9 protein-coding genes and 2 riboswitches are annotated in these 12,225 nt (G+C 44.8%); of the genes, 6 read left to right on the top strand and 3 right to left on the bottom strand.

Translation table 11 applies throughout. The features are described from left to right. The first annotated feature begins 244 nt into the window (after positions 1 to 244). Positions 245 to 1,492 carry a stalk domain-containing protein gene (locus ACIFQM_RS16310; protein ID WP_430041304.1) on the top strand — a complete coding sequence of 416 codons (1,248 nt, stop codon included), beginning with the start codon at positions 245 to 247 and terminating at the stop codon, positions 1,490 to 1,492. Between the two features lie 124 nt (positions 1,493 to 1,616). Here the strand turns inward: ACIFQM_RS16310 and ACIFQM_RS16305 are convergent, their stop codons facing one another. Continuing rightward, entirely contained in the window at positions 1,617 to 2,000 is a 384-nt protein-coding gene (locus ACIFQM_RS16305) for a winged helix-turn-helix transcriptional regulator (RefSeq protein WP_430048277.1), read from the bottom strand. A gap of 187 nt (positions 2,001 to 2,187) precedes the next feature. Here ACIFQM_RS16305 and ACIFQM_RS16300 point away from each other — a divergent pair, with 187 nt between their 5' ends. Further along, the gene (locus ACIFQM_RS16300; protein ID WP_430041302.1) at positions 2,188 to 2,862 is read left to right on the top strand and encodes an NAD(P)H-dependent oxidoreductase; all 675 of its coding nucleotides are present in this window, start codon (positions 2,188 to 2,190) and stop codon (positions 2,860 to 2,862) included. Positions 2,863 to 2,994: 132 nt separating this feature from the next. On the opposite strand, the gene ACIFQM_RS16295 is transcribed toward ACIFQM_RS16300, so the two are convergent. Further along, positions 2,995 to 3,417 (bottom strand): TIGR02328 family protein, encoded by a 423-nt coding sequence (locus tag ACIFQM_RS16295; RefSeq protein ID WP_430041301.1) that lies wholly within the window; start codon positions 3,415 to 3,417, stop codon positions 2,995 to 2,997. A gap of 41 nt (positions 3,418 to 3,458) precedes the next feature. Next, on the bottom strand, positions 3,459 to 4,715 hold the full coding sequence (locus ACIFQM_RS16290; RefSeq protein ID WP_430041300.1) for a DUF445 domain-containing protein: 1,257 nt from the start codon (positions 4,713 to 4,715) through the stop codon (positions 3,459 to 3,461). A gap of 726 nt (positions 4,716 to 5,441) precedes the next feature. Between ACIFQM_RS16290 and ACIFQM_RS16285 the strand changes: the two genes are divergently transcribed. The 4 genes from ACIFQM_RS16285 to ACIFQM_RS16270 all read left to right on the top strand — a co-directional run bounded on the left by ACIFQM_RS16285 (position 5,442) and on the right by ACIFQM_RS16270 (position 12,044). Continuing rightward, positions 5,442 to 6,329 (top strand): AraC family transcriptional regulator, encoded by an 888-nt coding sequence (locus ACIFQM_RS16285; protein WP_430041299.1) that lies wholly within the window; start codon positions 5,442 to 5,444, stop codon positions 6,327 to 6,329. A 99-nt stretch (positions 6,330 to 6,428) separates the two neighbouring features. Continuing rightward, positions 6,429 to 6,509: riboswitch (cyclic di-GMP riboswitch) on the top strand. Between the two features lie 41 nt (positions 6,510 to 6,550). Beyond that, positions 6,551 to 6,632: riboswitch (cyclic di-GMP riboswitch) on the top strand. A 13-nt stretch (positions 6,633 to 6,645) separates the two neighbouring features. Further along, positions 6,646 to 7,452 carry a transglutaminase domain-containing protein gene (locus ACIFQM_RS16280; RefSeq protein WP_430041298.1) on the top strand — a complete coding sequence of 269 codons (807 nt, stop codon included), beginning with the start codon at positions 6,646 to 6,648 and terminating at the stop codon, positions 7,450 to 7,452. 214 nt (positions 7,453 to 7,666) lie between these two features. Further along, a complete protein-coding gene (locus ACIFQM_RS16275) occupies positions 7,667 to 11,314 on the top strand; it encodes a collagen binding domain-containing protein (RefSeq protein WP_430041297.1) in 3,648 nt (1,215 codons plus the stop codon). A 103-nt stretch (positions 11,315 to 11,417) separates the two neighbouring features. After that, positions 11,418 to 12,044: a class D sortase gene (locus ACIFQM_RS16270; protein ID WP_430065776.1), complete on the top strand. Its 627-nt coding sequence runs from the start codon at positions 11,418 to 11,420 to the stop codon at positions 12,042 to 12,044. The last annotated feature ends 181 nt before the right edge of the window (positions 12,045 to 12,225 follow it).

The following is a 12,225-nucleotide window of genomic DNA, read 5'->3' as shown; positions in this document are numbered from 1 at the left end:
TTTGTTTGCTAAAGCTGGCACCTGTATTAAAAGGGTGTCAGCTTTTTTGCTGATTTTAATTAAGCTTGCAATATTTATGTAGCAATTAACCATCGTCCCTATATCTTTTTATTTTTCATAGAATTCGAAACTGCATGTACGAACTTAACATTCACCTATCTATCATTTTTTTTGGTAAAATAGTAGAAACCTCACGATTCTAACATGATAGCTTTGTAATCTATGATGCATAGGAGAGTATAAGATGAAAATCGTAAATAAGGCTCTGTTATCCAGCGCCATCTTTCTGAGTGCCGCAGCAGGTATCTATAGCCCGTCTGCGCAGGCAGAAGCGGGGCAGGTCAGCATTGTGCTGGACGGATATCCGTTACCGTTCCCCGTACAGCCCGCAATGATGAACGGCACGACCATGGTCCCTTTTCGTGCTATTTCTGAGGCTCTTGGCATTACGGTGAAATGGGATCAAGCCCGCCAAAGCATTACCGCTACCAAATCACAGGTCTCTGCAACCAAGCAGGTCGTGCTGAAAATGGGTAGCCGCAATGCGACAGTCGACGGGCAAACGGTGCAACTAACAGCCGCACCCCAAACCGTGCGTGGCAGCACAATGATTCCGTTAGGCTTCTTCGGGCAGCAGTTTGGAGCCACGGTCAACTGGAATCAGGGAACGCGGACAGTATCCATTACATCGCCGCGTGAGCCTATGTATACAGTGGGATTTTATGCGCTATCTTCCTTCGACCAAAAATCCAAAATACCGGATTTTAACGCGATAGCCTTCGGCTGGAGCCGAATTGATGCGAACGGACAATTTACGACCAGCGGTAAGGAATACAAATGGCCTCAAGCCGCCGGCACCGTAACACCGGAGTCCATTGTACAGGAGGCAGACAGTCAGGGGACTTCCCCTTACCTGATGGTCTATTCTGGAGACGGCAATCACGAGCTGACCAAAGTTTTGGAAAATGTACAGCTTCAGGAGCAGACGATTTCACAAATCGTCAGCACCGCCACCGACAAGCAGTTTAAAGGCATCACGCTGGATCTGGAGGGACTGGGCTGGAGCGGCGATAAAGCCAAGGCGCGTTCAGACTACAACGCCTTCATCCAAAAGCTGTCGGCCAAAGCGCATCAGACCGGACTCAAGCTCACGGTCGTCCTGCACCCGCTGAACAGCTCTTACTCAGGTTACGACTACAAGACACTGGGCAATCTGGCGGACGATCTGATCATTATGGCCTATGATTACGGACAAAAGGCAACGCCTGAGCCACTCGATAAGGTAGACGAAGCCATTCGACTGGCTTTGAAGGAAGCTTCACGGGACAAGCTGATTTTGGGGATCTCTATGGGTAGCGAAAAAGACAGCACCATCAACGCTAAGATCGGTTTGGCGAAACGCTATGATCTGAAGGGCATCGCCATCTGGCGGCTGGGCATCATTGGAGAAACCGCCTGGACGCAGATGAACGAATCCATCAAGTTTAAATAATCTAGAATAAATAGGTTTACATTTTATAAAAATAACCCTGTCCTTATTCCGCCCGCTGATGAATTTCATGCATCTTCCATGCGAAGCTCATGAGATCATCAACGGGCATTCCTCATTTTTCACTTCAACAAGAAGGCTCCCCACACTTGGAATTTGCCGCCACAGGCTCGCAGGTCTGTTCCCCATAGAAGATACCCCATTCTCTCATAAAATACAGCAACGACCTCAACGTATCCCCCAACGGAGTAAGCGAGTATTCCACACGCGGCGGATTCTCGTTATAGATTTCACGGTGTACGATACCGTCACGTTCCAGCTCACGCAACTGCAAGGTCAGCATACGCTGCGTAATATTGGGCAAGGTCCGTCGAATTTCGTTATACCGGCGCGGTCCTGTGGTCAAATGATATAAAATGACTCCCTTCCATTTTCCGCCTATAACCCCTACCGTTTTCGCTACCGGACATCCAAAGTTCACGCTGACTGTATTTTCCATCTCTTGCGTCATGGTTTCCCCTTCTTTCTACTGATTGTAGACCCGAAATCTCAGAGTAATGACAAGGAACAAATATGTGCGTACTTGTTCCTGCGAAAAACTTTTTATATGATGACTATACATTCGATATCAGCTCTCATTATAGTAGCAGAAAATAAGTGGAGCACCAACTTAACCCAAAACGGAAGGAGTACACTTCATGTCCAATACATCAGCTAAAAAACAGGAGATTCTGGATGCCTTTCTGTTCAGACATGCCACCAAGGAATTCGATCCTGATCGCATCATACCGGAGGAAGATTTTCAATTTATTCTCGAAACCGGTCGACTTTCCCCAAGCTCTGTCGGTTTTGAGCCGTGGCGATTTGTGGTCGTACAAAATCAGGCATTGAGAGAAAAGCTGGCTGCGGTTTCAAGCGGGGGCCAAAAACAGATTCCTGATGCCAGCCATGTTGTCCTGATTTTGGCACGCAAGGATGTTCGTTATGATTCCCCGTATGTGGAGTATATGTATAAAGAGATTAAAGGGATGTCCGAGGAAGACTTTGCCTCACTGCCGGGCCGATATAAAATCTTTCAGGGTGAAAATCAACGCCTGCTGGAAAACGAACGTACGTTATTCGACTGGGCTTCCAAGCAAACCTACATTGCCTTGGGCAATATGATGACGGCGGCGGCTCAGATCGACATTGATTCCTGCCCGATTGAGGGCTTTAACTACGATCAGGTGCACGCCATTTTGGAGGAAGAAGGACTGCTGGAGAACGGACTGCTGGATATATCGGTCATTGCTGCCTTTGGTTATCGCGCTCACGAACCCAAGCGGGAAAAATCCAGACAACAGCTGGAAAAGGTCACACGCTGGGTCTTGTAAAAGCATGTCCAACAGGGTTACCCAAGCTTTAAGTATAGTACATCATAACAGGCGAGCTTGCGATCATTCACTTTAACGGTGGACTATTGCAGCCCGCCCTCTTTATATTAAATTCTTCTCCTCTAACAACTTTTATTCATCACCGCAGCCAGATAAATTGTATCTGGACATAGCCATAGACCCTTGCTCCAAGATCAGAATACCCTTGGAGGCCAGATTATCCAGGCATTCCTGCATATAAGCATCGTCATGCTCCGCATACGCTCCGACAGCTTCCAGTTCCTCGCCAAGCTCTGTCGCCCACGGTTCGCACTGCTTGCCGCGATACAACGGCTGCTCCCATAGCGGATCAACGTTGTAACCGCGACTTTTCATTTCGTCCATGATGAGCTTATGGTAGCGGACGAGCAGCATGGGGTGATAGTCGAACACATAATTAACCGTAGCATGTCGCTTTCCCCACCCGTTCCCACGCAGTGCACAGCACTCGCGGTGTTGCCCCAGCAGTTGCGGCCGCGGCAGCTTGTCGATCAACTCTTCGTGCCAAAGCCTCATTGCTTCACAACCTTATCTGTAGCATTTTCTTCTCTAATGAATCAACCGATCAGCATACGGACACCTGTCAGGACAATACCGATCAGGAAGCCCGTAACCGCGCCGTTAATACGTATCCACTGCAAGTCCTGCCCCAGCTTGTCCTCCATCAGAGCAATCAGGGAATCGTTATCCATTTTATCTACATTTTCGCGTACCAGATTACCAATTCGACTATGGTTGGCTTCCACCAGCCCGGTAATGCCTGCCACAATTCTAGAATTGATCTTGTCCAGCAGCTCGGTATTCCCTCTCAAATCAGCCAGCATCCGATCCAGTAGCGGCAAAATATAGGTCGGCACATAGCTGCCGTCTTCCATATAGTCCAATAAGCGTACGCGCAGCTCTTCCATCTTATGAAGCACCGACGCATCGCCTTCCCAGGTTCCCACAAGGTTGTTTTTCCAGCTGTTCAAGCCTTCCTGAACCGTATCTTTCGTCGCCAGACGGGTCAGCTGTGTTTTCAGACCATCCAGCACGGCCCGACGGCGTGGATGTTCTTCCCTTTGCAGCTCCGCAACCTGATCCAGCAGGAAGTGGCGAATCATTTCACCCATGCGCTCTTCGTTCAGATAGCCAAGGAACGCATTCAGGGCAAATTGCATCAGCCCGCTCACTTGCAAACCGCTAATAGCCTGCATTCCCAAGGTACCCAGCGTGTAGCCCGTTTCCGGCTTCAAAAGCCAGGATTCAGCCTGCTCCAGCGAGTCATCCAGCGCGCGGCGGTCATAGCCCTTCTCACTGGTTTGACGGACAAGCGCCTCCAGCAGCGGTCCGGCGTCGAAATCTGTCACCTGCCGCTTGATCTCGGCCGCAATTACTGGGGCCAGCTCCGCAAGCGGAAGCGACCGGACCAGTCGTTTGGCGAGAACATCTATGGATGCGGCCGCTTCCGGCGTGCGCAAGCCCTTTTCCACACCATCCAGCATCAAATCGGCCAGCCGGATATCGGCAATTTTAGATGCGATACTGTCTTTATTAAGCAGGTTATTTTCCACCGTACTCACCAAGGTACTCGTTAGCTTGTCCCTGTTCTTGGGAAGAAGTGCTGTGTGTGGAATCGGAATGCCCAGCGGGTGACGGAACAATGCGGTGACGGCGAACCAGTCCGCCAGTCCTCCGACAAGCCCGGCCTCGAAAGCACCTGCTAACAACCGAGCCCAGCTATATTGCTGAAAAGGCAACATAGCTGCAAAGCCCGCTCCCAGAATAACGAGCGACCAAGCCGCTGCGGTTTTCGTATTTTTTGGTTTTCCCATCCTATTAATCCTCCAAACTGACTGTTGAGTAAGTGAAGCCCTATATCTGTATTACCCATCATATCATTGCCTGTATGAATTCCAAAGCTAACGGCACTCTATTTCCTATTATATTAGAACGCATCGAAGCAGAAAATCACGCAAATAAGATAATACACTTTTTGTGTTATTTTGTACTTTTATACTTTTATTTTCCATATGATTTGCATATATTTACAGTGCACTAATCAGCACAAAAAGAGTTCATATATCTCCCTCGTGCGTCTACATATTTGTGAACAAAATCACAACATTGGACCCAATCTCATTTTTTTCCATGATAAGCCTAATGAACTATTTCGCTAGAACAAAGACCCATTTTTTTCAAAACAAAAGGATATGCACGTTGGAAGGTGGAATGGGCATAGAATACCTTTAGCATCCTTTCCTGGATTTTATTCCAGAATTGAATTAAATCCATGGCATCTCCGAATTTTTTTCAACATAATTTAACTTTTTCATATGGATGAATGAGTTAAAAATATGGAGGAAACGAGGCTGTTTTCACCATAATAGTACACCTGATTTAGATTGGGAAATAATTCAAAATATTATTCGCTACATGCATTTATATGATGTGATAAAATAAACCGTATTAAGTAGGAAATCATGTGTAAACCACCATTTTGTTTGTTAAACAAACAGTGATTAGCTTGATAAATTTGCTCTTTTGTAAAGGAATTGGACATGACAACAGACCAAAAAAACAACGGGAATGGGACCCCTTGGAGCAGCGATCCAGTCGTCATTGCACGTACTCCCTCCGCTTTTGCCAAGCGATCCCTTTTTTATATACAGGAAATAGGTTATTTCAAAAAAACATCTGCTTATGCCATGGAACGGAAGGAACTCACCTCGTTTCTGCTCGTTTTTACGTTATCAGGACAAGGGGAATTACTGTACCGAGAGAAAAAATACATATTGAAGCCTCATGATATGTTTTTCGTTAATTGTGAGGAATTCGTACAGTACAGCAGTGCTGGTCATGAAGCTTGGGAGTTTATCAGTGTAAATGTGTACGGCAATCTGATCGACAATTTCTACGAACAATTTGCCAAGCACAACAAGCCTGTAATATCACTCAACGATCCAGTCACCATATTGGACAAGCTGCGTTCCCTCTTATGCGTACAATCTGACAGAACTCTCTCTGCTGAACTGTTGACATCCAGACTCATCAGTGAGTTGCTGACTTATATTTTGCAGCACCCCTACGATCATCCGTATGTAAATCAGGATACGATCACCGAGGTACGCAAGGTTCAGCAATATTTGGATCGATCCTACAGTGAACGAATTACGCTGGATTCGCTGGCAGACATGTTTGAGTTAAACAAATTCAATCTCGCTAAAAACTTCAAGAAACAGATTGGATTTTCTCCAATTGATTATCTCATTAATGTCCGCATCACAGCGGCTCAAGGCTGGCTTAAAACCAGTGACGAATCCATTGTGGATATCGCACGGTTTGTAGGGATTCCCAACACTAGCCATTTTATCAACCTGTTCAAGGAACATGTCGGAGAAACCCCACATTCCTTCCGCAAAAAATGGGGGAATCGAACCAAACTATAAACTCATCTATTAGATGACTTTGTCGAAAAACAGAGAAAATCTGAGATTGTGCTTGCCTAATCGGAAGTCCAACTGATAGAATGATAGATATAGACTGTTCAGGATAAATGGCAAACCTGTCGAAAGGCAGGGACGCAAAGCTACAGGGCCTTCTTTTTAAGATGGCAGCCAGCTACCGGTTGGAGAGGCTTTTTGTCGTGTCTTTTTTCCTGAAAAACTTTATACGATAATAGCAAACCTGTCGAAAGGCAGGGACGCAAAGCTATAGGGCCTTCTTTTTAAGATGGCAGCCTAGCCGCCGAAAGGAAGTTTTTCTATGAGGAAAATGTCATCTTTTTTAATTATTTTGGTTTTTTTGTTATCCATCCCCCTACATACGACAGCATTTGCTGCCGAAAGTCAGGCATGGCTGAATCAAAACAACGTAAACCACGGTATTGTTAGTATACGTTATCCTGTCAACTCCAATGTCAAAACCAAGATTGTAATTACCAAGGATGCGGAGAAATACTCTTATTATCTGAATTCGGGCAAGCCTGAAGAAGCATTTGCTCTTCAAATGGGCAATGGCAATTATAACATTCGTTTATTGGAACAGCTAACTGGCAACCAGTATAAAGTGATAGGTGAAGAAACGGTCCAGTTAAATTTGAATGACAGTAAAACCATATACCTCAATTCTATTCAAAATATTGACTGGAGCGATACGAATCAGGCGATTCGGAAAGCCAAGGAATTAACCAAGGGTGCAAAGACAGATGATGAAAAGGTGAAACGTATTTACGAGTATGTCATTAGTCATATTAAATACGATTCCAATCAGCCTTTCAACCTATCAACAGACTACCTTCCACAAATTGATCGTACAATAGTTTCGCAAAAAGACATTTGCTATGGATACGCTTCACTGTTCGCCGCCATGCTTCGAAGTGTGGATGTTCCAACGAAGCTGGTTATGGGTGAATCCTCCTATGTGAAAACTTACCACGCCTGGAATGAAGTCAATATCAACAATCAATGGGTTATCATTGACACTACAGTAGATGCTGCTCTAAAAAGCGGAAAACAGAAGTTTGCAATGGCCAAAGAACCCTCCAAATATACAAAAACAAAACAATATTAATTTTTTTTGTAGAAAGCCCTGATCACTGCGATCAGGGCTTTTTTCTATTATTGTTGAGAAATTGTTGAGATAAGGAAGGTATTGTATATCTAGTCAGTCATTTAAAAACTAAGTTTGTTGAATATACTATTTCCGGGACAAGAAAGAGGGGGGAGCCAAATCCGCCCGGGTACTTTCCATAATATTATGATGAATAGGAGACTTACTTAAGAGTATGAGAACAAAAATAAACGCAACGATCATTGTACTATTGCTTATTTTCCAAAGTTTTTTTAGTGCAGCGTTGGCTTACGCAGACACTTCAACCACGGCTGTACCAGAAAGCGCTATAAGCGATCCTGCGAATACAGTTATGGAAGATGTATACGGTATTCCAAACCCTGAACCGTTAGAGGCACCTCCCAGCATAGCCCCTATGATTCAGGCAGCGACCAACTCAGTTCAAGTAGACAATATTTTAACCAAGCTGATCTTGACGGATGAAACTGGCCGTATCATTGATGCTGTGGATAATCCTGGCGTCCGTGTGGACATTGGCGCGGCAGTCCAGCTAAGCTATGAATGGGAGATTCCGGACAATCAGTATAAAGAAGGTGATACCTTCACCTTTAACTTACCGGAACAATTTGAAATTTACACAGATATCTCGTCTCCGTTGATTTCAACAGATGGAGAGGTTGGTACCTTTACGGTAGATCGCCAAGGGAAAGTCATTATGACCTTTAACGATTACGTAGAGAATCATTCCAACGTAAGCGGAAAACTGCAAGTAAAAACCGAGTTCAGTAAGGAAGTTGCAAAAGGCAGTACAGAAGTCATTATTTCGACTCCAATTAAGATCGGGGTACAAACATCCATCGTCAACATCAAACCCGTGTCCGGTCCCCCAATAAGTAAACAAGGAAAGGCTAACGGCAAAAACAAGATTGACTGGGCCATTAATGTGAATACACAATTGGACACCGTAAAGAATGCGATCGTAACTGACCCGACTCCTCAAGGGCTGGAGCTGTTGCGAGACTCCTTCCAACTGTATAATCTGCAAGTCAATATTGACGGCTCGACGGTAGTTAAGGACCCAATCAGTGGGGACAAGTATACGCTCGAACCAGATCAGGCCGGTACGGGCTTTGTTATTCGTTTTAAAGACGAGAGCATCAGCCCAGCCTATCAGATTCAGTATTCTACAGATATTACAAGTGACGAGACCCGATTCTCCAACACAGCTACTTTTTCGGGAGACTCTATGAATGGTGTCTCTGCTACCGCTACCGTACAGGTTGATCGCGGAGAATTCTTGTCCAAGAAGGTGGAAAGCTACGACCCTGTTACACAAACGGTATCTTGGGTGATCAAGTACAACTTCAGCGAAAAGAAAATACCTGCCGACAAAGCCTTGTTAAGTGATCGGTTCAACAACAGTCAGGTATGGCTTCCCGCTTCACTTGAAATATACAAAGACGATACTCAAGAGGTACTTCCATCCTCAGAATATACCGTCTCTCCGGTTACGAATGATCTGGACAGCAACGGCTTTGATCTCCAATTCAACTCCGATGTGGATACAGCCTATACCATTCGTTATCAAACGAAAGCCAAAGAACGTGTATATCAAGATGATAAGGTAACGAACCGTGTGACTTCAGGTGGAGTCTCTAAGGATGCCACAGCAACTCTTAAAAGTGGAATTATTATTAAAGAATCCAAGGAGCCGAACTATAACGCAAAATTCATACCTTGGGTTATTACCATCAATGAAGATCAATATATTATGAACGATATCGTCATCAAGGATGTATTTCCCAACGACGGCTTGGCCTTGTTGCCGAATACTTTGAAAATCCAATCCGCTGACGGAAAAACGGAGCTTCAAGCTCCCGCAGATTATGAGCTTATTCCGTTATCACCGGATAATAAGCAAGGATTTAATATCATTTTCCATGCACCAATTCAAGATACTTATACGATCAAATATTCAACCGCATTCAATAATGACTGGAAAAAAGATGTGAAAAAGACTGAGTTCTGGAATAAGTCCGTCATTGAATGGCAGCAGGACGGAGATTCAAAATCTGCAGAAGCAGACGCCCGGGTCTTTCCAGACATCATGACCCAGCAGAATGGAGCCAAGCAAGGAAGCTACAATGCCAGCTCCAAACACATCACATGGGACATTAAGGCCAACTATAACCGTAAGACCCTAAAACAACCGGAAATAAAAGATCCATTGCTGCAAGGTCAGAAGCTACTGCCAAACTCCGTTAAAGTGTACAACATGACACTGACTGGATCGAGGAACGGCGTGGAAAAGGGCTCCGAATTACCAGCAGACCAGTACACACTTATTCTCCCATCCGAACAAAATGGCAACACGTTGCGTATCCAATTTAACAATCAGATTCAAACCCCATATTGGATTACGTTCCAAACGACGCTGGAAGGAGAACTTATTGAAAGAGAAATCCGCAATAAGGCCCTTTTTCTGGATGGAGAAAATATAATCTCAGAATGGTCAGCCCAAGTAACCTTACCTCACGGTGGAGAATATGTTTCTAAAAGCGGCAGCCAGAACGGGAATAAAATTAACTGGCAAATCCGTATAAACGAAGGACAGTCTCAAGTAACAAATGCCAAAATTGTGGATCATCCCAGCAGCAATCAGATTCTGATCGAGAATTCCTTTCATCTGTATTCAACTGTGGTGTCTGAAAACGGGAAGGTTACCAAGAGTACAGAACTAACTAGGGATCTTGATTACAAGCTCATTTTCAAGCCAGATGCTCAAGGTCAGGAAACTTTTGAGCTTGCTTTTACGAAGGAGATTTCCTCCGCCTTTATTCTGGAATATCAAGCGTTCATTGATGCAGCTGACAAAGAAAAGGTGAGCAACAAAGTATCCTTCGAAGGGGATCGCTTAACAACAGAACAGAAGGAGACGAATCAAGAAATTATTGTGCGGACTTCTTCCGGCTCCAGTTCAGGCAGTGGTATTAAAGAAAGCCTCGAAATTACAAAGGTTGATCAGGATGAGCCTGATAAGGTACTGCCTGGAGCAAAATTCGCGCTCTATGATAAAGCGGAGAAAAGAGCCCCAATCATTCAAACTACCAATGCGGAAGGGAAGATTGTGTTCTCTGCATTGCTCCATGATGATTACATCTTGGAAGAGCTAGTAGCTCCCCAAGGCTATAAAATAATGGATAGTAAGCTTGAAATCAAAATAGACGATACAATCAAACAAAGCGCTGGTATTAAGAAAGTTGTGGTAACCAACCACAAAGAAAACAATACAGATCCAGGTACACCTACCAACCCGGGTACACCTGGTACACCGACTAATCCGGGCACGCCTGGTACACCTACCAACCCAGGCACGCCTGGTACACCTACCAGCCCTGGGGGATCAGGTAAAAAACGCGACAAAGATTCTGAAACAACAACTACGCCGTCTATATCCGTTCCTTTAGTGGACAATAAAGAACAGACTGTGGATGTTGAGAGCCCAGTATTAGATAGCATCGTGCCTGCATCTACACCTGACAAAAAACAGACGGATGATGATGGGGGCCTGCCAACGGGTGGTATTGTGCCTGCATCTACACCTGCACCGAAAGCAAAACCGAAATTACCAATCATTAAACCTAATAAGGAACCTAATCCCCCCGTGGAAAGTGATGACGACTCTCTGCCTCGTGGTGGAATCAAAGTTCCTGCTGATGTACCGAAAGATCCGAATGTTTCACCATCGGCAAATAAATTGCCACAAACAGGAGAAAACAGCCCTGCTCCCTTCTATTTAACAGGCCTAGCTATGATCATTTGTGGCGCATATCTGAAATATAGACGGATGGGCAAAAAATAAAAATAATCATCCCCTCCCTTTCTCAGACTACACTAAATGAGAAAGGGGGGATTTTTAAAATCAGTACGCGATACACCTTACATATGTTAGGGAGGTTTTTAGATTGCGTAAGCTATCATACTTGTTTATCGCCTTGGGATTACTCATTATTTTGTTTCCTAAAGCCAATGAATGGATCGAAGATCGGAAGCAGGGCGAGCTTTTGAAAGAAGCAGAGGTATTGAACCCTAGCATTATCGACAGCTATAAGCGCTTGTCCAGCAAGCTTGCAGAAAACACGGGCATCGAAACCACACGAGGTCCTTCGGTACCCGCAAATGAACCAGACACCAAGCAACTCCCCATTGCCACCATTAGCATTAATCGCATTGATTTGAAGCTTCCTGTGCTGGAGGGTGCAACTCGGGATAATATGAAGCACGCATCTGTACATATGTCGGAAACGGCAGCTCTGGGTCAGACAGGAAACGCCGCCATAGCAGCCCACCGTGCGCGTACAGCAGGACGTTTATTTAATCGGCTGAACGAGGTGAAGATTGGAGATAAAATCATGATTAATACCAAGGGTGAACAATATAGTTATACAGTCTATAAAATTTCGATTGTCGCTCCTACAGACGTCTCCGTTCTGAAAAGTTTTGAAAATAAAAAGCTTCTCACATTAATTACATGTGACCCTCTTGTAAATCCGACACATCGCCTCATTGTTCAGGCCCGACAAAGCACCTAAAGCTGGAACTGTTCGCCATATCCGAACACCCTTTGCTACTTAGATTTACTTCATTTGCAGCGTTAGAGGTATCTCTATTTCATTGGACAGACTCTTAGTCCGTTGAATATATTACTTCCGTGAAAGAAGGAGGGATGCTATAAACGTCCTGACATGAATACAATATACAGTAATCTTTATA

The organism is Paenibacillus sp. NRS-1782 (assembly GCF_050467685.1).
GTDB classification, from domain to species: domain Bacteria; phylum Bacillota; class Bacilli; order Paenibacillales; family Paenibacillaceae; genus Paenibacillus; species Paenibacillus terrae_A.
Note: the sequence above shows the minus strand (reverse complement) of the source record. Positions and strands in the feature narration are given on the sequence as shown.